A 25469-nucleotide genomic window follows, 5' to 3' on the forward strand; every position below is an offset into this window, starting at 1 on the left:
ACCGTCACTGCAATGCACGCTTAAACACGTACAGGGGAGCATGATGCTGGAGCACGCTGCTGGAAAAAACCGTTACGACGTCTGGGCGCCGAACGCCGAATCGGTTCGGCTGCTCATCGATGGGCGAGAGCACGACATGGAGCACCATCACGACGGCGCCGCCGCAGGATGGTGGCGCGCGCCGGCTGGCGTCGTGGCACAGGAGGCCGACGAAGTCCAGTACGGCTACATTTTGGACGGAGAAGGGCCGTTTCCGGATCCGCGTTCGCGGAGGCAGCCGGACGGGGTCCACGGCTTGTCCGCGACCTTTGATCCCTCTGTCCATGAGTGGAAGGACGCCGGGTGGAAAGGGCGCAGCCTCCAAGGTTCGGTCATCTATGAGCTGCATCTGGGCACGTTCACTCCCGCGGGAACGCTTGATGCCGCCGCTGGGAAGCTGGACTATTTGGTGGACCTCGGTGTCGATTTCATTGAGCTGTTGCCCGTCAATGGGTTCAACGGGGTTCACAACTGGGGTTATGACGGCGTCCTCTGGTACGCCGTCCATGAGCCCTATGGTGGCCCAGCGGCCTATCAGCGCTTCGTTGATGCGGCCCATGCGGCGGGTCTGGGCGTCATCCAGGACGTTGTCTATAACCACCTCGGGCCAAGCGGCAACTACTTGCCCAAGTTCGGCCCTTACCTGAAGTCGGGGGAGGGCAATACCTGGGGCGACTCCGTCAACCTTGACGGCCCGGGCTCGGACGACGTCCGCCGCTTTATCTTGGAAAACGCTGAGATGTGGCTCCGCGACTACCACGTGGACGGACTTCGCCTCGATGCCGTTCATGCCCTGCGTGATGAACGGGCCGTGCATATTCTTGAGGACTTCGGTGCCTTGGCTGACCGGATCGAAGGCGCGATGGGTATTCCCAAGACCCTGATCGCAGAATCCGATCTGAATAACCCGCGGCTCATCTACCCCCGCAAGGACAACGGCTATGGTCTGGAAGGCCAGTGGAGCGACGATTTCCACCACGCCGTCCACGTCAACCTCAGCGGTGAGACTACGGGCTACTACTCGGACTTCGACTCTCTGGCCGTGCTGGCGAAAGTCCTTGAGCACGGATTCCTCCACGACGGAAGCTACTCCAGTTTCCGGGGACGGCACCATGGCAGGCCCATCCGGCATGACTTGGCGCACCCATCAGCACTGGTGGTATGCCTCCAGAACCACGACCAAATCGGCAACCGCGCCATCGGTGACAGGCTCACGGCCTCGCTGTCCTACGGGAAGCTGGCCATCGGGGCCGTGCTGACCATGACCTCACCCTTCACTCCCATGCTTTTCATGGGGGAGGAGTTTGGCGCTTCCACACCTTGGCAGTTCTTCACCTCCCACCCGGAGCCGGAGCTGGGCAAGGCAACAGCCGAGGGGCGGATCAAGGAGTTCGAGCGCATGGGATGGGACCCGGCCGTTGTTCCCGATCCTCAGGATCCGGAAACGTTCCGGCGCTCCAAACTCAAGTGGGACGAAGTCGGTGAAGGAGACCACGCTCGCCTGCTACAGCTGTACAAGGATCTAGCGCAGCTGCGCCGGAACACTCCGGAGCTGGTGGAGGGAGGCTTCGGCGAGACGGCCGTAGAGTTCGACGACGACGAACACTGGCTTCAGTTCTCCCGCGGAAGCGTGCGCGTCGTATGCAACTTCGGCGACGAAGCACTCGGAACGCCGCTGAGCGGCTCCGTGTTGCTGGCCACTGACGGCGAAGCAGTCCTGGAAGAGGGGACGCTGACGCTTCCTGGCGGCAGCGCCGCCGTCGTGCGCGTCAACTAAACCTGCCATCAAACCGGGGTGACGGCGCCCACATGGCGGACAGCGCCGTCACCCCGGTTTGTGCAGTGGCAGGATGGTACGTATGACTTATTCGGCTGCGGAAACCCGCTACGAAACCATGCCCTACCGCCGCGTTGGACGCAGTGGACTCAAGCTCCCCGCCATCTCGCTGGGCCTCTGGCACAACTTCGGCGACGACAAGCGATTCGACGAACAGCGCGCCATCTTGCGCCGTGCATTCGACCTCGGCGTGAACCATTTCGACCTCGCCAACAACTACGGACCGCCGGACGGATCGGCCGAGACCAACTTCGGGCGTCACTTGAAGGACGACTTCAAGCCGTACCGCGACGAACTGGTCATCTCCACCAAAGCCGGCTACTACATGTGGCCCGGGCCGTACGGGGAATGGGGATCCCGTAAGTACCTGATCTCCAGCCTCGACCAGTCGCTGGAGCGCATCGGCCTGGACTATGTGGACATCTTTTACAGCCACCGTCCCGACCCCGAGACGCCGCTGGAAGAGACCATGGGCGCGTTGGACTACGCAGTCCGGTCCGGCAAGGCACTCTACGCGGGCATCTCCTCCTACACCCCGGAGCAGACGCTCGAAGCCGCACGGATCCTGAAGGAGCTGGGAACCCCGTTGCTCATCCACCAGCCCAGCTACTCCATGCTCAACCGGTGGACAGAGAATGGCTCGCCCAACCTGTACGAGGCACTGGACCAGGTGGGTGCAGGCTCCATCGCCTTCTCGCCGCTAGCCCAGGGAATGCTGACCAACCGCTACCTCAACGGTGTGCCTGCGGACTCCCGCGCCGCCAAGGAACGCTTCCTGTCCGAATCGCAACTGACCGAGGACAAGCTGGCCCGCGTACGTGGCCTGAACGCCATTGCCGAGGGGCGTGGACAGACCCTCGCCCAGATGGCCATTGCCTGGATCCTGCGCGATCAGCCGAAGGGCTCACCGGTGACATCGGCACTCGTTGGTGCCTCAAGCGTGGCCCAGCTGGAGGACACTCTCAGCGCGATCAACAATCTGAAGTTCACCACCGATGAGCTGACGGCGATTGACGAATTTGCCGTGGACTCGGACATCAATCTGTGGGCACAGAAGTAGCCTTCAAGAACTGACACAAACTGCGGAGGCCGGTAGGGAACAAAACCGGCTTCCGTTGTGTTGGTTACAATGCAAGTGTGCGCCGAATGGCGCCGTGCCAATCAGCCGTGCCCTGGACTCAGTCAGGGATGCGCCTGGCACCTGAGGTTATTTCTCAAAAGGAGTTCCGTGTCTTCACATCCGATTCGTGTTGCCATTGTCGGCGTAGGTAACTGCGCCGCATCGCTGGTCCAAGGTGTTCAGTACTATCGCGACGCTGACCCCAAGGCCACGATCCCGGGTCTGATGCACGTCGAGTTCGGCCAGTACCACGTCAACGATGTCCACTTCGTTGCTGCTTTCGACGTCGATAGCAAAAAGGTTGGACTGGACCTCGCAGACGCCATCGGTGCCAGCGAAAACAACACCATCAAGATCGCCGACGTTCCCGCCACCGGTGTGACTGTCCAGCGCGGCCACACCCTGGACGGTCTCGGCAAGTACTACCGCGAAACGATCGTCGAGGCGTCGGAAGAAGCCGTTGACATCGTTGCCGCGCTCCGGGAAGCCAAGGCCGACGTCATGGTCTGCTACCTGCCCGTCGGTTCGGACCAGGCCGCCAAGTTCTACGCCCAGTGCGCCATCGACGCAGGCGTTGCCTTCGTTAACGCACTGCCTGTCTTCATCGCAGGCACCAAGGAGTGGGCCGACAAGTTCACCGAAGCCGGTGTCCCCATCGTTGGCGACGACATCAAGAGCCAGATCGGTGCCACCATCACGCACCGCGTCATGGCCAAGCTGTTCGAAGACCGCGGTGTTACCTTGGACCGCACTTACCAGCTGAACGTCGGCGGCAACATGGACTTCAAGAACATGCTGGAGCGCGATCGCCTCGAGTCCAAGAAGATCTCCAAGACCCAGGCTGTCACCTCCAACGTCGAGGCTGAGCTGCACGCCGACGACGTCCACATCGGACCGTCCGACTACGTTGCTTGGCTCGATGATCGCAAGTGGGCCTTCGTCCGGCTTGAGGGCCGCAACTTCGGTGACGCTCCCGTTTCCCTTGAATACAAGCTGGAAGTGTGGGACTCCCCGAACTCTGCCGGCGTGATCATTGACGCCATCCGTGCTGCGAAAATCGGCCTGGACCGCGGCATCGGCGGCCCGCTGCTTTCCGCTTCCAGTTACTTCATGAAGTCGCCGCCGGAGCAGTTCAACGATGACCTCGCCCGCGACAAGGTTGAAGCCTTCATCCGCGGCGACATCGAACGCTAAACGTCCCGTTACAACAAACGCCCTTCCACTGATGTGGGAGGGCGTTTGTTGTATCCCGGTCGCTCTATCAGGTCCCTCGGGTTTGGGTGGGACGCTCTATCAGGTCCCTCGGGTTTGGGTGGAAGGGCTTGGGATGTGAGAGAGGGTTAGAAAAGGCCCGTGGGGTTGCCGTCGGGGTCAACATCCATTCGCATGGCCGCTGGCTCCTTGGGGAGGCCGGGCATGGTCATAACGGCTCCGGTCAACGCAACAATGAAACCAGCGCCGGTCTTGGGAATCAGTTCGCGGACATGCACCCGGAATCCCTTGGGCGCACCAAGCCTGGAGGCATCGTCAGTGAAGGAATACTGTGTTTTGGCCATGCAAACAGGGAGGCCTGACCAGCCGTTTTTCTCGATCTCGGCCAGGCGCTTGAGTGCCGGAACTGAGAACTCCACTCCGTCGGCGCCGTAGATCTCCTGCACAATCGTCTGGATCTTGTCCTCAACACTGAGTTCCAGCGGGTACAGGTGATGGAAGTTGGAAGGCGCATCCAGAGCCGCTGCCACCTTGGCGGCAAGCTCGTCGCCGCCATCGCCTCCGCCCCCGCGGCCCCAAACATCAGCGACGGCGGCGTGGACACCTTCTGCTGCACACCATGCCAGGAGCCACTCAAGTTCCTCGGTGGTGTCGGTGCCAAACTTGTTGATGGAGACAACGGGGGAGATACCGAACTTCGCGACGTTGCCCACGTGCCTCTTCAAGTTCTCGACTCCGGCTGCAACAGCCTCGACATTTGGCTCGTTGAGTTTCTCCTTGGGCACCCCACCCTGCATCTTGAGGGCACGGATTGTTGCAACTACCACGACGGCGGATGGCGCCACTTCCGCGATGCGTGCCTTGATGTCCATGTACTTCTCGGCACCGAGGTCTGCGCCGAAACCCGCTTCGGTAACCACGATGTCGGCAAGCTGCATGGCGGTGCGGGTGGCGATCAACGAATTGCAGCCGTGCGCAATGTTCGCGAAGGGTCCGCCATGGACCAACGCGGGGGTCCCGGCGATGGTCTGGACGAGGTTCGGCTTGATGGCATCCTTCAAGAGCATGGTCAGCGCACCCTCCACGCCGAGGTCCGAAACGGTGACTGGCGTGCGATCGTAGGTGTAGCCGAAGGTGATGCGCCCCAGCCGTTCCCGGAGGTCGTCGAGGTCTGTGGCGAGGCAGAAGACCGCCATGATTTCCGAAGCCACCGTGATGTCGAAGCCATCCTGCCGGGGCACCCCTTGCATGGGCCCCCCGAGCCCGATAATGACTTCCCGTAGTGAGCGGTCGTTCATGTCCAAAACGCGTTTGAACGTCATGCGGCGTGGATCGATTCCGAGTTGGTTGCCCTGGAAAATGTGGTTGTCCACGAGCGCCATAAGGGCGTTGTTCGCGGACGTGATGGCGTGGAAGTCGCCGGTGAAGTGCAGGTTGATGTCGTCCATGGGCAACACCTGGGAATAGCCGCCGCCCGTAGCCCCACCCTTCATACCCAGGATCGGACCCAGGGAGGGCTCGCGCAGGGCGATCATCACTTTGTGGCCGGCGCGGGCCAGGGAGTCCGCGAGCCCCACGGTGGTAGTGGATTTGCCTTCGCCTGCCGGGGTGGGGGACATGGCAGAGACCAGCACAACCTTGCCGGGTGCCTTTCCTTGGGGAAGGACCAGCTTGGCGGTATTGATTTTGGCCTTGTAGGGCCCATAGAGCTCGAGGGCGTCCACATTGATACCCGCGCGTTCGGCGATTGCTTCTACGGGAAGCATGGTGGCGTGGTGGGCAATTTCAAGATCACTCATGACCTTGTTTTCAGACATCGTTGTCCTTCGGCTCTGCCCGCAGCGGGGATGCTGCTGCTGGGGTTCTTACGCTGTGCGCGACAATCTATCAGCCCGGGAGCGGATCCGGGCGAAGACTCAGCGCCGGGGAACCAGCAGTCCGCCGACGGCCTCACGGTAGCTTTCCAGGGTGATGGCGGCTGTGCGCTGCCATCCAAAGGACTCGGCGTGGGTGGCCGCGAGGCGACCCATGTCCTCCCGGGTTTGGACGTCGTCGTAGAGATCTTCCAGGGCGTCTGCCCAGTCGGAGGGGTGGTGGCCGTCCACCAGTATGCCCGTTCGTCCGTCCGAGATGGCGCGGGAAAGGCCACCGACGTTGGTAGCCACAACGGGCGTGCCGCACGCCTGTGCTTCCAACGCCACCAAACCGAAGGATTCGCTAAAGGAGGGCATCACCACCACGTCTGCGGACCGGAACCAACTGGCCAGCTCCGGCGCGACTACAGGCGGCCGGTGAGTGACGACGTCGGCCAGTCCGGCGTCTTCAATAAAGTGCTGGAGGTTGAAGTCCTTGGCTCCGCTGAGGGAACCCAAAATAGTCATTTCCAGGTCGATGTCAGGCCTCCGCTGACGAAGGATGCCGGCTGCCTTGACGAAAACCTGCGGGCCTTTGAGCCGCTGGATCCTGCCGGCGAAGAGGATATGGAAACTGTCCGGCCGGACACCCCGCAAGGAACGGGACTTCCGCCGGAAGGACGGCGTGAAAACTTTCAGGTCCACCCCGGGCGGCGCGACGTCGATCCGGTCAAGGTCGGCCCCGTAGTGGGAAACCAGTTCGTCGGCCTCCGCGGGGGTGTTGGCAACCAGCCTTGAGGCACCATCCACGATCCGTTGTTCGCCTTCTTCCCGGCGCCGCGGTTCAGGCCGTTCCCCGGACTCCAGGACGAGGTTCTTGACCTTTGCCATGGTGTGCATGGTGTGGACAAGGGGAACACCCCACAGTTCTGACAGTTCGAGCCCCGCAACGCCGGAAACCCAGTAATGGGAATGGATGGCGTCATAACGGCCGTGGAGCTGTTGGTGGCGGATCCTGTCGATTTCTTCCACCATGTGGTGCAGGAGCTCCGGCAACTCTTCCTTGGGCAGTTTGCGGCGCGGACCTGCCATGACGTTATGGACGCAGACGCCCGGCCCGGGATGCTCGACGGCGGGCTGGCCGGCTTTTGTGGAACGGGTGAAGATCTCAACCTCCACCCCGGACTCGGCCAGCGCCATGGCCAGCGCGCGTACGTAGACGTTCATGCCGCCGGCATCACCCGCACCGGGCTGCTCCATGGGGGAGGTGTGCAACGACAGGAACGCCACACGACGGATCAACGGCACCAGTCCTCCTCACATTCACAGCAAATATCAGCTTTGCCCTGCAGAAAACACTACTCCTGCCCTCGAGTCCCCAGCCCGGCAAACTCCGCTATGTGGACAAGGCTGCTAGCGTGGCGGCTGTGAGCCAAGAACATACCTTCGACATCCGCAAAGCAACGCCTGAGGACTGGCCCGGCATCTGGTCCATCCTGGAGCCCGTGATCCGTGAGGGCGAGACTTTCACCTGGGACCGCGACACGACCGAGGAAACAGCCAGGACCAAGTGGATCAAGGACGCTCCGGGCCAGACCTTCGTGGCGGTGCGCCAGGACACTGGCGAGGTCCTGGGAACGGGCGAGTTCCACGCCAACCAAGCAGGTGGTGGAAGCCACGTGGCAAACGCGGGATATATGGTGGGGGCCAACAACTCGGGCCAAGGCATCGCCCGGGCGTTATGCGCGTACTCGCTAAGCGAAGCCAAGGCAGCAGGGTTCCGTTCCATGCAGTACAACGCCGTGGTGGAGAGCAATGTACGCGCGGTGTGGTTGTGGCAATCCATGGGATTCAAGATTCTGGCCACAGTTCCGGAAGCCTTCAACCACCCGGAGATCGGCTACGTGGGCCTGCACGTCATGTACAGAAAGCTCTAGGTCCACAACTGGCTTAGCTCAGGAAAAGCGGCCTCGTACCCCTCCAGCAGTTGCCGGCCCAGAGGGACGGAACCCACCAGTGGGTGCGCGGCAAACGCCTGGACGGCGGCCTCGCGCTCGCCGCCAACAATAGCCCGGATCGTCAGCCGCTCCACCTCCTTGACGTGCTGCATCAGGGTGAGGAACTGCCCGTCAGGCCGGTCCTGCGCAAGCGGCAACGCGCCGTCGGGCGTCACCTCGCAAGGAACCTCGACGACGGCGTCCCCCGGCAGCCCGGGCACGGCCACCTCTGCGGCCGGCCCCGCACGCGACACCGGCGAGTTGGGCACGTTGAGGATCAATTGAGCGGTCCCACCGCCGGACAGAGCACGCATGACGGACAGGGCAACGCGTTCGTAGCCGCCACCCGCGAGATCGGACTCGTCGCGCTGCTCTCCATGCGTCCGGGCCTCGGCCAGGTACCCTTCCTCGCGTGACCGCCGCGCCGCGTCCCACATCGCGAAGGGGTGCGGGGACCGAACCAAGGCGGGGTATAGCGAAGTCTGCTGTTCGTGGATGGATGCTCCACGCGTTTCACGTTGCCCGCGGATGGCGTTGGTGGCCTGCGAGGTTTGGTAATAGTAGTAAAGGTATTCATTGGGCAGGCAGCCGAGCTTTTCCAGGGTATGTTGCCCGAACAGGCGCCCCTCCTCCATGGTCTCAAGAGCGGCGTGATCGGACAGCAGGCCCGGTAACAGATCCCGTCCTTCCGGTGCCAGCCGGTAAAGCCAGCCGAGGTGGTTCAGCCCGTAGTAGCCTACGCCGTCGAGCGACCCTTCTATGAGGGGCGCACCGGCCGCGCGTGCGGCGCGCTGGACCAAGCCACCGGCAGAATCGCAGATTCCGATGACCTTGCGTCCCAACACAGGTACCAGCGCCTCGGTGACCATGCCGGCAGGGTTCGTGAAATTGATGAGCCACGCGCCCGGACAATGTCGAAGCATGGCCTCAGCGAGTTCCAACATGTGGGGAATTGAGCGGAGCGCATACGAGATGCCGCCGGCGCCGGTGGTCTCCTGGCCCAGTAACCCCAGCCGCAAGGGAATCTGTTCATCCGCAATTCGCCCGGCAGTACCACCTGGACGGATCGCAGCGAACACCATGTCGGTTCCCGTGAGTGCCTGCCCAAGGTCTGTGGAAACCACGACGGCGGGTGCGGAACGTTCGTCGGCGGGCATGTCGCGGAGCACCGCCGCGATGGCCGCCAGGCGTGAGTCGTCCACGTCAAAGAGGACGAGTTCATCCACCAATCCGGCGAAGGGACCCGCGCACAAAGCACGGTACACAAGGGGAACCCGGAATCCGCCGCCACCGGCGATCATGAGCCGCATGGTCCGAGTCTATGCGTCCCGCAAGTCTATGCAGCCAAGTACGTGCAGCGTAGTCTGCCGTGCATGGACGCTATGCCCCAGCGACGATTCGACCCCCTGGCTGCCGTGCGGTCGGACGGGGACCACCAGTGCGACCTTCTCCTGACCGGAACGGTTTTCCAGGACATCATCTTTACCGGACTTCCGCACGCACCCGAACCTGGCACGGAGGTTTGGAGCGAGGGCATGGGCAGCTGCCCCGGGGGTGTTGCCAACCAGGCCATTGCTGCCGCACGGCTCGGCTTGCGGACCAACCTGGCGGCAACCTTCGGCGACGACGGCTACGGCGATTACAACTGGCAGATCCTGGAAAGCCAGGAACACGTTGACCTCTCGCTCTCGCAGAGAGTTCCGGGCTGGCACTCACCCGTCACGGTATCCATGTGCGTGAACCAGGACCGTTCCATGGTCACCCACGGTCACCCGGCCCCCATCAGTTCCTCAGAACTGATTGGGCAGCCTCCCAAGGCGCTCGCCGCCGTCGCCGATTTGGGTGAGGAACTGGAACCGTGGATGCTCGCAGCGAAGGAGGCAGGTACCAAGCTCTTTGGCGTGGTGGGCTGGGATCCCACGGGGGAGTGGTCCGAGCGTCGCCTGAACCAACTGGGGAATTTCTACGCCTTCCTGCCCAATGCACCCGAAGCCATGGCCTTCACCGGTAAAGCCGACCCGTGGGCGGCGCTGTACTCCTTGGCGGACAGGGTTCCTGTGGCAGTGGTGACTCTCGGTCCCCAAGGCGCTGTGGCGGTGGACTCCGAGACAGGTGAGGAGGAATGGGTGCCCTCATTGCCGGTGGCTGCCTCCGATCCCACAGGTGCCGGGGACTGTTTTGGGGCGGCTTTCATCGTGGGATGCCTGGCGGGGTGGAGGTTGGGGGACCGGCTGCGGTTCGCGAACCTTTGTGCCTCGCTGGCAGTCCAGGAGGTGGGAGGCTCGCTGGCTGCTCCCGGTTGGGGCGACATTGCCGACTGGTGGCAGCGGGCCAACGCGCGGAAGGAACGTCAGTCGAGTCAATGGTTGCGGCGCTTCGCCTTCCTGGAACCAATCGTGAGGGATATCCCGGCGGAAGCCCAACGACGAGCCCGGGCAACCATCGCGCATTTGTCGGACGCGCAGTAGCGGCGGGAGAGCCCCGCAGTTAACCCGAGTTCACTGACGGCACTAGAATCTCAAGGGTGACTTACGAAGCAGCTGCAGATATCGGTATCGGGTCGAAGGCCTCCATAGCAAAGTCAGCGGTGCTGGAGCGCTCCGCCGTGATCGACCTCGACGCCGTGCGGCACAATGTTCGTCAGTTTGTCGGCATAGCCTCCCCGGCCGCTGTCATGGCCGTGGTGAAGGCAGATGCTTATGGCCACGGTGCCGTGCAGGTTGCCAGGGCAGCCCTGGACTCCGGAGCCGCCTGGCTGGGTGTCGCCCACATTTCCGAAGCGCTCGCCTTGCGTGCCGCCGGAGTCAATGCCCCGCTGCTCGCCTGGCTGCACACCCGCGAAAGCAACTTCCAAGCGGCAGTTGCCGCCGGCATCGACGTCGGAATCTCCGGCTGGGAGCTGGAAGCCGTAGTCGCGGCAGCCCGGGACCAGGAGCGTCCGGCGCGTGTGCACCTCAAAGTGGACACAGGGCTGGGCCGAAACGGCTGCACCATTGCCGACTGGGACCAGCTGTTGGGCCAGGCCATGGAATATCAGGACCAAGGCCTCCTGAGGGTGGTGGGTATCTTCTCGCACCTCGCCGTTGCGGACGAGCCGCAACGCCCGGAAACCGATGATCAACTCGCCGTCTTCCGCGAAGCCATTGCCATGGCCGAGGACGCCGGTGTGGACACCGAGGTCCGGCACATTGCCAACACGCCTGCGGCATTGTCCCGCCCCGACTCTCACTTCGACCTTGTCCGCGTAGGCCTCGGTATCTACGGATTGTCGCCCTTCGAAGGCGCAACGTCTGAGGAACTTGGCTTGCATCCAGCCATGACCGTCCGGACCCTTCTGTCCAACTGCAAGAGGGTGCCCGAAGGCCAGGGCGTCTCCTACGGACTCAATTACCGAACCAGCGAGGAAAGCACGCTGGGCCTGGTGCCGCTGGGTTATGCAGACGGCGTTCCCAGGATTGCCACCGGGGGTCCTGTGCGGGTGGACGGCATCAACTACCCGGTAGTTGGCAGGATCGCGATGGACCAGATGGTCATTGATCTCGGACCACTGTCCCCTGAAGCGGCCGCAAGCCTCAAGGGCGCCGAGGCCGTTATGTTCGGCAACGGTGCCGACGGCGGCCCCACTGCGGATGATTGGGCGGCCGCCGCAGGAACCAACAACTACGAGATCGTGACACGCATCAGCCCCCGCGTACCGCGCAGCTACGTCAACGAAATGCCGGCTCGCCCCGCGGCGCCAGCGGCCGTCACGGGCCAAGCCGAAACGGCAGCGCTGTGAGCGAAGCCCAGTGGGAGCGCACGCTGAAGGTCACGACGGCGGAGCAGACGCATGCGCTCGCGGCAGCTTTGGGTGGGGTGCTTGAGGCCGGGGACCTCCTCGTCCTGACCGGAGAACTGGGTGCGGGCAAGACAACGTTCACCCAAGGACTCGGCGAGGGATTGGGAGTCCGTGCAGGCATCATCTCGCCAACGTTTGTCCTGGTGCGGATCCACCCCAATCTTGCCGATGGTCCGCGGCCTGGTGGTCCGGACCTCGTCCATGTTGACGCCTACCGACTGGACTCGGCAGCGGAGATCGACGATATCGATCTTGAGAACACCATGGATACAGCGGTCACGGTGGTGGAGTGGGGCCGGGACCGGGTGGAGCACCTCTCGGACAGCCGCTTGGAGGTTGACCTTCTCAGGTCTGTTGGCGGGGAAGGCATGGCAACCGCAACGGACAGTGACGTTATGGACTTCGATACCGAAGACGACGACGAACCACGCACCATCGTTTTCCGTGGATTCGGTCCCCGCTGGGCCGAGGCACCGCACCTCCTGGAGACCAGCGAAAACGGAGGCAATTGATGCTGATCCTTGCCATTGATACATCAGCGGTTGCCAGCGCCGCCCTGATCTCGGACGACGCCATGGAAAGCGTGGTGGATTCTTTCGCTACGGAGGATACCCGCAGTCACGCAGAGGTCCTCGCTCCCGGGATCGAGAAGCTCTTGGCCGGGGCCGGCGTCACCGGCGCAGACATCGACGCGATCGTCACGGGTGTGGGACCCGGCCCCTTCACCGGACTCCGCTCGGGCATCGCGACCGCCCGCACCCTCGCTTTCGTCTGGGACAAGCCGTTGTACGGGCTCATGAGCCTGGATGCCATCGCCTTGGAAGTGGCGGAGTCTACCGCCGCTGCCCCAGAATTCCTTGTGGCTACGGATGCCCGACGCAAAGAGGTCTACTGGGCCCGCTACACGCTGGCCGACGGCCAACTTCCGGAACTCGTGGACGGCCCCCATGTGGGTTTCGCGTCCGAGCTTCCGGACTTGCCGGTGTTCGGCGCGGGCGCAGGCTTGTACGCCGATGTCGTCAGGGCGGATGAAGATTTCGCCACCACCCAGCCGGATGCGGCCTCGCTGGGCCAGTTCGCTTTGGCCAAGCTCACTGCCGGGGAGGCTTTGCTGGACTCTACGCCGTTGTATTTGCGGGAATCGGATGCCCAGGTGCCCGGGCCCAGGAAGCGTGCACTGTGATGGGAGGGACACTGTGAAATTGTCACCCAAGCTGGAGCTCGCCGGGGTGTCCCTGCGCGACATGATGGAAGCGGACATCCCGGCCGTGGCGGCCCTGGAACGGCGGTTGTTCCCTGTGGACGCCTGGCCGTTGCAGATGTTCTTCGACGAGTTGGCCCAGCCTGAGACCCGACGCTACGTGGTGGCAGAGGTTGAAGGGGAAATCGTGGCTTACGCCGGATTGATGTGCATCGAGCCGATCGCGGACGTCCAGACCATCGCCGTCGTGCCTGAATTCGAAGGCAAGGGCATCGGCTCTGCTGTTCTGGCCGAACTCATCGACGAGGCGCGGCGCCGCCGTGCGGCGGACGTCCTGCTGGAAGTTCGGGCGGACAATCCCCGTGCCCAGCAACTGTACTTGCGGTTCGGCTTCGAGCAAATCCACGTTCGTCCCCGCTACTACCGGGACGGTACGGACGCCCTGATCATGCGGCTTGAACTGAACAAGCCACAGTCCCAAGAAGGAGCCACAGCGTGAGCGGGCAATATCCGGAACAGCAAAAGCAGCCGCTGGTGCTTGGCATCGAGTCATCCTGCGACGAGACCGGTGTGGGAATCGTGCGGGGGACCACCCTGCTGACCAACACCGTGTCCTCCTCCATGGATGAGCATGTTCGCTTTGGCGGCGTCATCCCGGAGATCGCATCGCGCGCGCACCTGGACGCATTTGTGCCCACCTTGCAGGAGTCGCTGCACGAGGCCGGTGTCGCCTTGGACGACATCGACGCCATCGCCGTCACGTCCGGTCCGGGCCTCGCAGGTGCGCTCATGGTGGGCGTTTGTGCTGCGAAGGCGTTGGCTGTGGCAACAGGCAAGCCGCTGTACGCCATCAACCACTTGGTGGCGCATGTTGGCGTTGGGCTCTTGGATGCGAAGCGCACTTCAGACGGAAAGGACACGGCGGATGGAAAGCCCGACGCCGTTGCTGTCGCCGGCTTGGGTGCCGGCAAGCTGCCCGGGAACCTCGGAGCGCTGCTGGTATCGGGCGGGCATACGGAAATCCTGCGTATCCGCAGCATCACTGACGACGTGGAGCTACTGGGTTCAACCATCGACGACGCCGCCGGTGAAGCCTATGACAAAGTGGCCCGCATCCTCGGCCTCGGGTACCCGGGTGGGCCTGCCATCGACAAGCTGGCACGCCAGGGCAACCCCAAGTCCATCCGCTTCCCACGTGGCCTCACTCAGCCCAAATACATGGGGACTGCGGAGGAGAAGGGCCCGCACCGCTACGACTGGTCCTTCAGCGGCTTGAAAACAGCCGTGGCCCGGTGCGTTGAGCAGTTCGAAGCCCGGGGCGAGGAAGTCCCGGTGGCAGACATAGCCGCAGCGTTCCAGGAAGCCGTGGTGGACGTCATCAGTTCAAAGGCAGTCCTGGCATGCAAAGAGCACGGCATCACGGACGTCCTGCTCGGCGGGGGTGTTGCAGCGAACTCGCGGCTCCGGGAGTTGACCGGGCAGCGCTGTATCTCCGCCGGAATCAGGCTTCACGTTCCACCGCTTGACCTGTGCACGGATAACGGAGCCATGGTTGCCGCGCTCGGAGCCCAGCTGATCATGGCCGGCATCGGCCCCAGCGGGGTCTCCTTCGCGCCGGATTCCTCCATGCCGGTGACCACGGTGTCAGTGCCTGCCTGAGCTTACCCAAGGGCAGGCAAACACCACCGGCAACTACGCGTCCGGACCCTTGCGCATCTGTTTCACGAGGTCCATGACCACTGCCTGCAGGTCACCGTTGTGTTCGGCGGCAACGCGGCGCTGACGCTGGTAGCTTGCGCCGCGCTCTATGATCTTCAAGACATCGGCGAGTTCTTCCGAGCAACCGAGCTTGGCTGCCACGGGTTCCAGCCGGGCAACGGTTTCAGCGAGGTGTTCTGTGACCAGCTGCTCGTTGCCCTCGGCATCGAGGATGATGATGGCTTCCATGCCGTAGCGTGCAGCACGCCATTTGTTCTCCTGCACATGCCATGGCGGCATGGTGGGGATGCTGCCGCCAGCATCGAGGATGGAGGAGAACTCGTCCACCAGGCATTGGGTCAGCGCAGCAATGGCGCCTACTTCTTCGAGACTGGCCAAGCCGTCGCAGATGCGCATCTCGATGGTGCCCAGGTTCGACACGGGGCGGATGTCCCAACGGATTTCCGATGTCGCATCAATGACACCGGTGGTGAACATGTCCTGGACGTAGGACTCGTAGGCCTCCCATGTTTCGAACTGGAAGGGAAGTCCCGCGGTGGGAAGCTGCTGGAACATGAGCGCACGTTGGGAAGCGTAGCCGGTTTCTTCGCCGGCCCAGTACGGGCTGGAGGCGGACAACGCTTGGAAGTGCGGGAAGTAGTTGACCAGGCCATCCAGGATGGGAAGGACCTTGTCCCGGCTGTCGATGCCCACATGGACGTGAACGCCGTAGATCACCATCTGGCGTCCCCACCATTGGGTCCGCTCGATCAGCTTGGCGTAGCGCTCTTTGTCCGTGACGGGCTGGAGCAGGGGAGGGCTGAACGGGTGGCTGCCTGCGCAGAACACTTCCACGCCCATGGAATCGGTGACCTCGCGGACTGCGGCGAGGGAACGGCTGAGATCCTCTTTGGCGTCCTTGACCGTTTCGCAGATGCCGGTGACGAGCTCAACGGTGTTGAGGAGCAGTTCACGCTTGATATGGGGGTGTTCGTCGTCCTCATTGAGGTCGGGATGGTTCGCGGCAACGCCCTTCAGGACGTCGTTCGCGACGGATACCAATTCCCCGGTGCGTGCATTGACGAGCGCCAACTCCCATTCCACACCCAGTGTCGATTGCCTGGATGGCGCAAAATCAATCTGCACGTAGTCCCCTCATTGTCTGTCTCAGCCGGACACGGTTCCCCGCTGTGGGGCCGCCAGCGGTCGGATCAAGTCTAATGCAGCGGGAACACAGGTGACTGCTGCGGAGCCCGGGTGAAAAGCTCCATCATTTGCTAATGAGAATACTTCGCAATAGACTCAATGCATGCATCTCACCGTCGTCAGTTCCCTCGATAGCCATTGCCGTGAGTCAGCCGCCGCAAGGCTTGGCCAGTCCCACGCCAACTCCGTGGTGGTCCTCCACGACCTCCTAAATGGCTCTTTGGTCCTGCGGCGCGTCTACCGGGACGGCAAGCTGTTCGAACGCGAAACAACAGTCCTGGAGCATGGTTGCCTCAGCTGCACCGTCAGACTGGACGTAGTCCCGACGGCGGAACGCCTCGCGGCGTGCGGCTTCGACCACATTGTCCTTGGCCTCCCACCCGGCGTTGCAGCAGGGATGGCCGTCACCGAGCTTCGGAGTGGCTTGAGCCGCCCGGCGCTCATTGACAACGCTGTGCTGGCACTGGACCCCGTAGACCTGGACGACCATGTGTGGGATCGACACACCCTGTTCGAATCCGGTTTCACGTCCATGCCCACTGATGAGCGCACCAGTGGAGAATTTCTCATCGGCGAGTTCGGGCAGGTGGACACCGTGATGGTGCACCCCGGAATGGGCGCCGCACTGACCGGCGACCCCCGCGAGGGCTCCGCGCAGTGGATGCTGGGAGTCGAATTGCTTGGCCAGTTGGCGGCCCATGCCGGCGTGATTGGCGCCGCCGACGATTTCCGGCCGGGGTGCTTCGACGACGCCGAAGCAGCGGCCCGGAACCGGCCCGGCGTCGTGCGTGTGCCCGTCAGCGAAGCGAAAGGTGCCTTCCGGACAGTGCTGCATAAGGCGGGTCGGCCGCTGCATCCTGGACGCTTCCGCGAGGCGCTTCCACATCTGGCGGCCGGAACGCACTGGCTGCGTGGCCGCCTTTGGATCGCATCGGCGCCTAAAACGCGGATCGCCGTCCAGGGAATCGGGCCGCGTGTGTGGCTCGAAAGCACCGGAAAGTGGCTGGCTGACACTGTTGAATCAGCCCCCGGCCTGGCGCGCCCGGGAAAGGCGGGCGCCGACGTCGATGCCTTCCTCGACTGGCATCCCAGCTACGGTGACCGCGGTACGGTACTGGCCGTCACCGGAAGGTCGGAGGACATTGATCCGCAGGAAATTGGCAATTTGCTGGAGGGGTGCCAACTGACGGAGGCCGAGATGGAACTGGATTTCGGCATCTGGGAGGACCCCCTGGAACTCAGCGACGCCCTCTAAGCCCAACCACCAATAAAGAGGAGAAAACCCATGAAAGTCAGGAACTCGCTGCGTGCCCTCAAGAAGATCCCGGGTGCACAGATCGTCCGGCGGCGTGGCCGCACGTTCGTCATCAACAAGAACAACCCGCGAATGAAAGCCCGCCAGGGCTAATCGCACGGCAGCGTGAAGGGGCGTTGTTTAATGGGGGAATGCCAATCCTGAACAAAGACATGTCCCTGTGCATTTCGCTTGCGGCCCGGCCCAGCAACATCGGAACCCGGTTCCACAATTATTTGTACGATCTGCTCGGCTTGAACTTTGTCTACAAGGCATTCGCCCCCGCGGACATCACCCTTGCGGTGGCTGGCATCCGCGGCCTCCCGATCCGGGGCGCCGCGGTGTCCATGCCTTACAAGGAAGCCGTCATCCCGCTGGTCGACGTGATGGACCCGTCGGCCAAAGCCATTGATTCGGTGAACACCATTGTCAATAACGACGGCGTCCTGACTGCCTACAACACGGATTACATAGCAATTGCACGGCTCTTGAAGGACCACCAGGTCCCCAGCAGCCACACGGTGCTGCTCCGTGGGGCAGGCGGCATGGCCAAGGCCGTTGCCGCAGCGCTCCGCGACGCCGGGTTCATCGCCGTCACCATCGTGGCCCGCAACGAGACCACCGGCCGTGCGCTCGCGGACCTGTACGGCTTCGGGTGGCAGGAGGACGTCAACGACTCCACGGCGGATCTCATCATCAACGTCACACCGCTGGGGATGGCAGGCGCGGATGAGACCGCCCAGTCCTTCGACGACGCCACCATTGCCGCAGCGCAGGTGGTGTTCGACGTCGTGGCACTGCCGTCGGAGACGCCCCTCATTTCGGCCGCACGCGCTGCCGGCAAACCTGTCATTACCGGAGCTGAGGTCATCGCCATTCAGGCCGAGGAGCAGTTCGTCCTCTACACGGGCGTGCGCCCGAGCGCCGAGCAGGTCCGCGAAGCTTCGGAGTTTTCGCGCCGCTAACGCCTTTGACGCGCTAGGCCGTCACAGGCTCCACTGCAACAGCCACTCTTTCCTCGCCGATCCTGGTGAGGACCAGGGTGGCTGTTTTCGCGTCCTTGCCTTTGCCGGGTTTGCCGGGAAGCAGTTGCTTCCGCAGCTCTTCCGGGGTCACGGCCGTGCCGCGCTTCTTGATATCCAATACCGTGATGCCGTTCGTTTTCACCCAGGCCTTGAGGGCCTTGACGTTGTACGGCATCACCTCGAGCACCTTGTAGGCGCGGGCAAACGGGGTGTCGTGCAGTTCGGGGGCGCAGATGTAGGCGATGTGCTCGTCCACCAAGTGCCCGCCCAGTCGTTCAGCCACGTCGGCCACCAAGCCGGCGCGGATCACCGCACCATCGGGTTCGTAGAGGAAGCCTTCAACAGGCCCGACGGCGGCTACCGGGCCGCCGTCGAAATCCGCGTCGCTGGTGATTTCAGCGGCGCCCTGGCTGCCGATGACCAGCGCGGCGCGACGCACGTCGGGTCGGGCCACTGCGTTGAACCACAAGGTCACTTCCGTAACGTCGCCGCCCACCGAGACCCACTGGGCTTCGCAGTCCGAGGGCACGGAGTCGTGGGGAATGCCGGGACCCATTTTGACGCCGATAGCGCGGCCGGTCGCCGCCAGGCGTTCCACGAAGGACAACGGGGGAGAGAAGGCTTCAGGGTCCCAGATCCGTTTGGTTCCGGACGTTGACGTGGTGCGTCGGGCGGGATCCAGCCATATGCCTTCCATGCCGTCCAGCTCCACGGAGGTTGCATCCGAGTGCACCACGGTGGCATGGGGGAAGGGCATGAGGTTGATGGTGGCGCAGGCGGCAGTGGTTTCATCCATTTCAACTGCGGTCACCGAAATGTCCATGGATGCCATGGCCATGGAATCGGCACCAAGGCCGCAGCCGAGGTCTGCAACGTGCGAGATGCCGGCCTTCGCGAAACGCTCGGCGTGCCGGGCGGCGACGTTCAAGCGCGTGGCCTGTTCCAGGCCGGCCTGGGTAAACAGCATCTGCCGGGCGAACTCACCAAACTTGGCCTCGGCGCGTGTCCGCAGGCGGGATTGCGTCAGGACCGCGGCCACGAGTTCGGGGGAGTGGCCCGCCTTCCGGAGGTCGGCGTTGACGCTGAATGAGTCGGCTTCCCGGTAGGGCCCCAAGGAGGCAAGAAGTTCCCATCCTTCAGTAGTCAGCAAGGGCGCGATCTGTTCCTGCGGTGCGTGATGCATGGGATCAAGCCTAACGGCGCGGCACTTGACAGCGTGACCGGCGAACCAGCCGGATAGGGTTGTTTTCATGGAAGACAACGCAGCACCGCATCCCTCCACCATGACAAAGTTCGCGCGCCCCGCCCTGATAGCGGGGGCCGTGATCGCGGTGGTCTGCATCGGCCTGCTGATCATCATCTTCGCGCTGGATTCCTTCAACGCCGCCACCTATTCAGTTGCCGGCAAGAGCGTCAACGACGCCACCGATGAAGCGCGGGGAATCCGCGAACTCTATAGCGGCGCCAGGACCGGTGGAATCATCACCTTGGTAATTTCCGGAGTTGTTGCTGTTGCCGCCGCCGTGGTGCTGTACGTGAACCGCGGCAACGCCCCGCTGGACGAGGACGACGACGGCGAAGACTACGATCTGGACGACCTCACCGGCAGGTGACGGACGTTCACCCATGACGAAATGCTGGCACTCACCTTGACCGAGTGCTAACGCTTACATAGAGTCTTGTTAGCACTCTCCCCCGGAGGGTGCTAATCACGCCAAGCGTCTTCCGGCACCGCGACGACGGTTGTACGCTCCGGCACCCTAGTTCTTAGTCCATGAATCAGCTCATGAAAAGGAGAGTCCGAGTGTCGGTCTCGATTAAGCCTCTTGAGGATCGTATTGTTGTTCGCCCGCTCGAAGCAGAGCAGACCACGGCTTCCGGCCTGGTAATTCCGGACTCCGCACAGGAGAAGCCGCAGGAAGGCGAAGTTGTTGCAATCGGCCCCGGCCGCTTCGATGACAACGGCAACCGCGTACCGGTTGACGTAGCCGTTGGCGACGTCGTCATCTACTCCAAGTACGGTGGAACCGAAGTCAAGACCGGCGGCAACGAGTACCTCGTTCTGTCCGCCCGCGACGTCCTTGCGATCGTCGTAAAGTAACTTCCTGGAGCCCCGCACCGCCGCCGCGTTGGAATCATTCCAATCCGTCAGCGGTGCGGGTTTTCTGTCTTGAAAGGACACAACCATGGCAAAGCAGCTTGCTTTTAACGATGCTGCCCGCCGGTCTCTTGAGGCCGGTATCGACAAGCTCGCCAACACTGTCAAGGTGACGCTTGGCCCGCGCGGCCGCAACGTCGTGCTGGACAAGAAGTGGGGCGCTCCCACGATCACCAACGACGGCGTGACCATCGCCCGCGAAGTTGAGCTTGACGACCCCTACGAGAACCTTGGCGCACAGCTGGCCAAGGAAGTAGCCACCAAGACCAACGATGTCGCCGGCGACGGCACCACCACGGCCACCGTGCTGGCACAGGCCCTGGTCAAGGAAGGCCTGCGCAACGTTGCTGCCGGCGCCGCTCCGGGCGAAATCAAGCGCGGCATCGAGGTTTCCGTCGAAGCCGTCGCAGCCCGCCTCCTGGAGAATGCACGCGAAGTCGAAGGCACCCAGGTTGCCAGCGTCGCAGCCATCTCCGCGCAGAGCGACGAGGTTGGCGAACTGCTGGCTGAAGCGTTCGGCAAGGTTGGCAAGGATGGTGTCATCACCATTGAAGAATCTTCCACCACGCAGACCGAGCTGGTCCTCACGGAGGGCATGCAGTTCGACAAGGGCTACCTTTCCCCGTACTTCGTCACCGACGCAGAACGACAGGAAGCCGTCCTTGAGGACGCCCTCATCCTGATCAACCAGGGCAAGATCTCCTCGCTGCAGGACTTCCTGCCGCTGCTGGAAAAGGCCCTGCAGGCCAACAAGCCGCTCTTCATCATTGCTGAAGACATCGAAGGCGAAGCTCTTTCCACGCTGATCGTCAACCGTATCCGCGGCACGCTCAACGTTGTTGCCGTCAAGGCTCCGGGCTTCGGCGACCGCCGCAAGGCCATGCTCCAGGACATCGCCACGCTCACGGGCGCCCAGGTTGTTTCCCCGGACCTCGGCCTCACTCTGGACAGCGTGGGCCTCGAGGTACTCGGTACCGCGCGCCGCATCACGGTCACCAAGGACAACACCACCATCGTTGACGGCGCCGGTACGGCCCAGGACGTCGCCGACCGCGTTGCACAGCTGCGTGCCGAGCTCACCCGGACGGATTCCGACTGGGACAAGGAAAAGCTGCAGGAACGCCTGGCCAAGCTGGCCGGCGGCATCGGCGTGATCAAGGTTGGCGCAGCCACCGAGGTTGAGCTGAAGGAAAAGAAGCACCGCATCGAGGACGCCGTTTCCTCCACGCGTGCGGCCCTCGAAGAAGGCATCGTTTCCGGTGGCGGTTCCGCTCTCATCCACGCGCTCAAGGCACTGGACGAGTCCCCTGCCGTCAAGGCGCTGGAAGGTGACGCAGCAGCTGCTGTGGGCATCGTCCGCCGCGCCTTGGTTCAGCCGCTGCGTTGGATCGCCCAGAACGCTGGCTTCGACGGCTTCGTGGTTGTTGCCAAGGTTTCCGAGCTGGAAGCCAACCACGGCTTCAACGCCAAGTCCGGCGAGTACGAGGACTTGATCGCCGCTGGCGTGATCGACCCCGTCAAGGTCACCCGCTCCGCACTCCGCAACGCCGCTTCCATCGCTGCCCTGGTTCTCACCACCGAGACCCTGGTTGCCGAGAAGCCGGCTGAGGAAGAAGACGCACACGCAGGCCACCAGCACTAACAGCCTGTTTTACGAAAGCCCCGGTCACGCTGACCGGGGCTTTTGTTGTCCCCGGGGTGGTGTCCGCGAGCTATTGTGAGCGCACGACGGCGGCGGTAACCTGACGCTAATACGGCGGCTTGGGTGCGTCATCGGGTCGCATCGACGCCGCGAGGTGAGTCATGACGATGCCTGCCACAGCCTTGGACCTGGGACGCTCGGCGTTCTCCGAGCACCGCTGGAGCGATGCTTTCGAATGCCTCGCACGCGCAGACGCCGAAGGGGGACTGCCTCCGCAGGACATCGAGTTAGTGGCCTCCGTGGCGATGCTGTTGGGCAAAGACCCCGAGGGCGTGGCCTACTTGACCCGGGCGCACGACGAATTCATCACACTGGGCGATACGGATAGCGCCGCCCGCTGCGCCGCGTGGCTGGTGCTGTACTTGATGGATCTCGGTGAGCCCGCCCGCAGCAGCGGGTGGATGTCCCGGGCCAAGCATCTGGTGGAAGGGCTGGATAGCCCTACCGCGGCAGAGGGCTACCTGATGGTTCCGGAGGCACTTGGTGCCCTGTACGGAGGAGCTCCAGAGGCAAGCTTTGGGATTTTCAGCCGGGCGTTGGAGATCGGCCGGCAGTTCCAGGACAAGGACCTCATGGCGTTGGGCCAGCTCGGCGTGGGTACTGCCAGGCTCACCCTGGGATTCCCCGATGAAGGCCTTCAACTTCTTGATGAAGTGATGGTCTCGGTCACCGCCGGCGAAGTTTCGCCCATCCCGTCCGGCATCATCTACTGTGCCGTGATTGGAAACTGCCGTTTGGTGTTGGATGTCCGCCGGGCACAGGAATGGACGGCCGCGCTGGAGAAATGGTGCGGAGACAGGCCGGACATGGTCATGTTCAGCGGGCAGTGCCAAGCACACAGGGCGGAGTTGTTTCTCCTCCATGGCGCGTGGGATGACGCACTTGCCGCAGCCCACATTGCCCAGGACCGCGCGCGACGGGGCGATCCGGAAGCCACCTACGGCGCGTGGTACCAGCAAGGGGAAGTCTTCCGTCTCAGGGGAAGCCTGGCCGAAGCCGAAGCTGCCTATGCAAGGGCAGGCGGGACGGGGTTCGAGCCTCTTCCCGGTTTGGCATTGGTGCGATTGGCCCAGCAGAACTGCCCCCAGGCCCAGTCCATATTGCGTCGGGCAGTGGCGGCGTCGGATCCTGCCAACCGGCGGAGGCTTCTACCGGCTTTGGTTGAAGTGGAACTCGCCGCCGGTGAGGTGGGCGCGGCAAGGTCCGCTGCCGACGAATTTGGGTCCCGTGTTGACCCTGCAAAGCGCCCTCTGGAAGCTGCCCTTGCGGCGCACGCGGAGGCCAGCGTGCTCTTCGCTGAGGGCAGAGCGGAAGCTGCCCTGATCGCGGCACGGACGGCATGGAGGCTGTGGTTCTCTCTTGAAGCACCGTATGAGGCTGCCCGTTGCCGCGTGCTGGCAGGCAGGGCCTGCACGGCGCTGGGTGATCCTGATTCGGCGACGATGGAATTCGAAGCGGCCCGGGCGGAATTCCTGGAGCTCGGCGCCGCTCTTGCGGCCTCTGAAGTGGTGGGCATCAGTGGAGAACGCGATCCGGGCACTGGGTCGCCGCTTACTGGCCGTGAACTGGAAGTCCTGCGCCTGGTGGCGGAGGGCAACGCGAATAAAACCATTGCCCGTTCGCTCTACCTCAGCGAAAAGACAGTGGCGCGGCACGTGAGCAATATCCTGACCAAACTCGCCGTGCCATCGCGCGTCGCTGCGACGCGGTATGCGTTCGATCACCGTCTGTTCAGCTAACGCTCGCTCACCTGTGCGCAGAAATACCCATGCCGCCTGAGCGGGAATGCGTCGTTCTGCCGACGCGATGGAAGGGGCTGGACTCATAGCTTGGCCTTATGAACATTCCACTGCTTGCCGGCACCGTATCCACCGTGCTCTTCGCCGCCAGCATGCTCCCCATGCTCCTGAAGGCCGTACGTACCAAGGACCTTGAGTCCTACAGCGTAGGCAACATCGCCACCACCAATGTGGCGAACGCAGTGCACTCGTTCTATGTCTTCGATCTTCCTGCCGGCCCCGTTTGGCTGCTGCATGCCTTTTACATTGTTGCGTCTGCCCTGATGCTCTTGTGGTGCCTGCGCTATCGGAAGGTCCCTGAAGACGCCCTCAAAGAACCAATCGCAGAACCAATAATCAAAGGGAAGAAACCATGAACGGGAACCAGGAATCAGCAGTGGACACGCTCATTGTGGGAGGAGGGCAGGCAGGGTTGGCGCTTGGATACTGGCTGGCTCAAGACGGCCGCAACTTCCTGATCGTGGATGAAAATGCCAGGACAGGGGACTCCTGGCGGCGGCGGTGGGATTCCCTGCGGCTGTTCACGCCCGCCAAGTACGACGGACTGCCCGGGGCGCCATTCCCCGGCGACAGGCTGAATTTTCCCGCCAAGGATGAGCTGGCTGACTACCTTGAGGACTATGGGCGGCGCTTTGACCTGCCGATCGTACACAACGTGTGCGTTGACGGCCTTGAGGCTGACGGTGACGGATTCCAGGTCACTGCAGGGCAGCGATCATGGCATGCCAGGAACGTGGTGATTGCCACGGGGGGATACCGTGCGCCCAAGACCCCGGCCTTTGCCGCAGAACTGTCGGCGGACATACTCCAACTCCATTCCGAGCACTACAAGAATCCTTCTCAGCTGCAGCCGGGCCCTGTCCTGGTGGTGGGACTGGGGAACTCGGGGGCGGAGATTGCCCTGGAGGTAAGCCGGAGCCATCAGACCGCTGTGGCGGGAACCCCTGGTGGCGAGCTCCCCGTGCGCCACGGACGCGCAGCAGCGCGCTTCGTGCTTCCGGTCATTCGTTTCGCGGGCTTGCACGTGCTCACACTCGAGACACCTGTTGGCCGCAAGGTTGCTCCAAAGTTCATGCAGAAGGCTGCGCCGCTGATCCGGACCAGGAGCAAGGAACTGAAAGCCGCAGGTGTTGAATTGCTGCCCCGGGTTACCGGCGTCCGGGACGGCTATCCGGAAATGGGCGGAGATATTCAGACCGTCAAACCGGCCAACGTTATCTGGTGCACGGGTTACCGGGACGACTACTCGTGGGTCCGGGTGCCCGCGGTGGACGGGGAAGGCGGGCTGCTGCAAAAGCGGGGAGTGGTGGCCGACGTTCCAGGAGTATTCTTCCTCGGCCAGGAGTTTCTGTTCGCGGCGGCTTCGGCGACCCTTCCGGGTGTCGGACGCGACGCCCGCTACCTTGCCGGCCGGGTCGCCGCACCGCGTTCCACGGGCTTCGTAAACGTGTAATGGGTCACGTCGGAGAGGGGCGTGCAGAGCGGCGACA

At 63.1% G+C, this 25469-nt stretch carries 24 protein-coding genes; 19 read left to right on the top strand and 5 right to left on the bottom strand.

Annotated elements, in window-relative coordinates:
- Positions 1-43 precede the first annotated feature (43 nt).
- The 3 genes from treZ (at position 44) to AC0J5Z_RS09100 (ending at position 4190) form a co-directional block, all read left to right on the top strand.
- Positions 44-1816 (top strand): malto-oligosyltrehalose trehalohydrolase, encoded by a 1773-nt coding sequence (gene treZ, locus AC0J5Z_RS09090; protein WP_475039634.1) that lies wholly within the window; start codon positions 44-46, stop codon positions 1814-1816.
- Positions 1817-1898: 82 nt separating this feature from the next.
- Positions 1899-2936, top strand: a complete 1038-nt coding sequence (mgrA, locus tag AC0J5Z_RS09095) for an L-glyceraldehyde 3-phosphate reductase (RefSeq protein ID WP_475038765.1) — start codon at positions 1899-1901, stop codon at positions 2934-2936.
- Between the two features lie 168 nt (positions 2937-3104).
- A complete protein-coding gene (locus tag AC0J5Z_RS09100) occupies positions 3105-4190 on the top strand; it encodes an inositol-3-phosphate synthase (RefSeq protein ID WP_475038766.1) in 1086 nt (361 codons plus the stop codon).
- A gap of 146 nt (positions 4191-4336) precedes the next feature.
- Here the strand turns inward: AC0J5Z_RS09100 and AC0J5Z_RS09105 are convergent, their stop codons facing one another.
- Both AC0J5Z_RS09105 and mshA read right to left on the bottom strand, forming a co-directional pair.
- Positions 4337-6025, bottom strand: a complete 1689-nt coding sequence (locus AC0J5Z_RS09105) for a formate--tetrahydrofolate ligase (RefSeq protein WP_475038767.1) — start codon at positions 6023-6025, stop codon at positions 4337-4339.
- Positions 6026-6124: 99 nt separating this feature from the next.
- Positions 6125-7369 carry a D-inositol-3-phosphate glycosyltransferase gene (gene mshA / locus AC0J5Z_RS09110; RefSeq protein ID WP_475038768.1) on the bottom strand — a complete coding sequence of 415 codons (1245 nt, stop codon included), beginning with the start codon at positions 7367-7369 and terminating at the stop codon, positions 6125-6127.
- A 110-nt stretch (positions 7370-7479) separates the two neighbouring features.
- Between mshA and AC0J5Z_RS09115 the strand changes: the two genes are divergently transcribed.
- Positions 7480-7998 (top strand): N-acetyltransferase family protein, encoded by a 519-nt coding sequence (locus AC0J5Z_RS09115; RefSeq protein ID WP_475038769.1) that lies wholly within the window; start codon positions 7480-7482, stop codon positions 7996-7998.
- Here the strand turns inward: AC0J5Z_RS09115 and AC0J5Z_RS09120 are convergent.
- Positions 7995-9368 (bottom strand): 6-phospho-beta-glucosidase, encoded by a 1374-nt coding sequence (locus tag AC0J5Z_RS09120; protein WP_475038770.1) that lies wholly within the window; start codon positions 9366-9368, stop codon positions 7995-7997. The two genes, AC0J5Z_RS09115 and AC0J5Z_RS09120, sit on opposite strands and share 4 nt — an antisense overlap.
- Before the next feature lie 63 nt (positions 9369-9431).
- Between AC0J5Z_RS09120 and AC0J5Z_RS09125 the strand changes: the two genes are divergently transcribed.
- From AC0J5Z_RS09125 to tsaD, 6 genes are read left to right on the top strand one after another with little or no spacing between them, the layout of a single operon-like run.
- Positions 9432-10526, top strand: coding sequence for a carbohydrate kinase family protein (locus tag AC0J5Z_RS09125; RefSeq protein ID WP_475038771.1), 1095 nt, complete (start codon positions 9432-9434; stop codon positions 10524-10526).
- 56 nt (positions 10527-10582) lie between these two features.
- A complete protein-coding gene (alr, locus tag AC0J5Z_RS09130) occupies positions 10583-11836 on the top strand; it encodes an alanine racemase (protein WP_475038772.1) in 1254 nt (417 codons plus the stop codon).
- Positions 11833-12408 (top strand): tRNA (adenosine(37)-N6)-threonylcarbamoyltransferase complex ATPase subunit type 1 TsaE, encoded by a 576-nt coding sequence (tsaE, locus tag AC0J5Z_RS09135; protein ID WP_475038773.1) that lies wholly within the window; start codon positions 11833-11835, stop codon positions 12406-12408. The genes alr and tsaE overlap by 4 nt, the downstream gene beginning before the upstream one ends.
- A complete protein-coding gene (gene tsaB, locus AC0J5Z_RS09140) occupies positions 12408-13079 on the top strand; it encodes a tRNA (adenosine(37)-N6)-threonylcarbamoyltransferase complex dimerization subunit type 1 TsaB (protein WP_475038774.1) in 672 nt (223 codons plus the stop codon). The genes tsaE and tsaB overlap by 1 nt, the downstream gene beginning before the upstream one ends.
- 13 nt (positions 13080-13092) lie before the next feature.
- Positions 13093-13596 carry a ribosomal protein S18-alanine N-acetyltransferase gene (gene rimI, locus AC0J5Z_RS09145; RefSeq protein WP_475038775.1) on the top strand — a complete coding sequence of 168 codons (504 nt, stop codon included), beginning with the start codon at positions 13093-13095 and terminating at the stop codon, positions 13594-13596.
- The gene (tsaD, locus tag AC0J5Z_RS09150; RefSeq protein WP_475038776.1) at positions 13593-14756 is read left to right on the top strand and encodes a tRNA (adenosine(37)-N6)-threonylcarbamoyltransferase complex transferase subunit TsaD; all 1164 of its coding nucleotides are present in this window, start codon (positions 13593-13595) and stop codon (positions 14754-14756) included. The genes rimI and tsaD overlap by 4 nt, the downstream gene beginning before the upstream one ends.
- A gap of 33 nt (positions 14757-14789) precedes the next feature.
- Here tsaD and AC0J5Z_RS09155 read toward each other — a convergent pair whose 3' ends face one another.
- A complete protein-coding gene (locus AC0J5Z_RS09155) occupies positions 14790-15941 on the bottom strand; it encodes a glutamate--cysteine ligase (protein ID WP_475038777.1) in 1152 nt (383 codons plus the stop codon).
- Positions 15942-16104: 163 nt separating this feature from the next.
- On the opposite strand from AC0J5Z_RS09155, the gene AC0J5Z_RS09160 reads away from it, so the two are divergent.
- From AC0J5Z_RS09160 to AC0J5Z_RS09170, 3 genes are read left to right on the top strand one after another with little or no spacing between them, the layout of a single operon-like run.
- Positions 16105-17256, top strand: a complete 1152-nt coding sequence (locus AC0J5Z_RS09160; protein WP_475038778.1) for a GTP-binding protein — start codon at positions 16105-16107, stop codon at positions 17254-17256.
- A gap of 30 nt (positions 17257-17286) precedes the next feature.
- Positions 17287-17409, top strand: coding sequence for a type B 50S ribosomal protein L36 (gene ykgO, locus AC0J5Z_RS09165; protein WP_011775528.1), 123 nt, complete (start codon positions 17287-17289; stop codon positions 17407-17409).
- 38 nt (positions 17410-17447) lie between these two features.
- Entirely contained in the window at positions 17448-18260 is an 813-nt protein-coding gene (locus AC0J5Z_RS09170; protein ID WP_475038779.1) for a shikimate 5-dehydrogenase, read from the top strand.
- A gap of 13 nt (positions 18261-18273) precedes the next feature.
- On the opposite strand, the gene AC0J5Z_RS09175 is transcribed toward AC0J5Z_RS09170, so the two are convergent.
- On the bottom strand, positions 18274-19503 hold the full coding sequence (locus AC0J5Z_RS09175; protein ID WP_475038780.1) for a THUMP-like domain-containing protein: 1230 nt from the start codon (positions 19501-19503) through the stop codon (positions 18274-18276).
- 67 nt (positions 19504-19570) lie between these two features.
- Between AC0J5Z_RS09175 and AC0J5Z_RS09180 the strand changes: the two genes are divergently transcribed.
- The 6 genes from AC0J5Z_RS09180 (at position 19571) to AC0J5Z_RS09205 (ending at position 25432) form a co-directional block, all read left to right on the top strand.
- Positions 19571-19933 (top strand): hypothetical protein, encoded by a 363-nt coding sequence (locus AC0J5Z_RS09180; protein WP_475038781.1) that lies wholly within the window; start codon positions 19571-19573, stop codon positions 19931-19933.
- A gap of 191 nt (positions 19934-20124) precedes the next feature.
- A complete protein-coding gene (gene groES / locus AC0J5Z_RS09185; RefSeq protein WP_011775524.1) occupies positions 20125-20421 on the top strand; it encodes a co-chaperone GroES in 297 nt (98 codons plus the stop codon).
- An 85-nt stretch (positions 20422-20506) separates the two neighbouring features.
- Positions 20507-22120, top strand: a complete 1614-nt coding sequence (gene groL / locus AC0J5Z_RS09190; RefSeq protein WP_144648556.1) for a chaperonin GroEL — start codon at positions 20507-20509, stop codon at positions 22118-22120.
- A 161-nt stretch (positions 22121-22281) separates the two neighbouring features.
- Positions 22282-23919 carry a LuxR C-terminal-related transcriptional regulator gene (locus tag AC0J5Z_RS09195; protein WP_475038782.1) on the top strand — a complete coding sequence of 546 codons (1638 nt, stop codon included), beginning with the start codon at positions 22282-22284 and terminating at the stop codon, positions 23917-23919.
- Between the two features lie 98 nt (positions 23920-24017).
- Positions 24018-24335: a hypothetical protein gene (locus tag AC0J5Z_RS09200; protein WP_475038783.1), complete on the top strand. Its 318-nt coding sequence runs from the start codon at positions 24018-24020 to the stop codon at positions 24333-24335.
- Positions 24332-25432 carry a flavin-containing monooxygenase gene (locus AC0J5Z_RS09205; protein WP_475038784.1) on the top strand — a complete coding sequence of 367 codons (1101 nt, stop codon included), beginning with the start codon at positions 24332-24334 and terminating at the stop codon, positions 25430-25432. Before AC0J5Z_RS09200 ends, AC0J5Z_RS09205 begins: the two co-directional genes overlap by 4 nt.
- Positions 25433-25469 lie beyond the last annotated feature (37 nt).

This window comes from Paenarthrobacter sp. TRD_SC_7 (genome assembly GCF_056156245.1).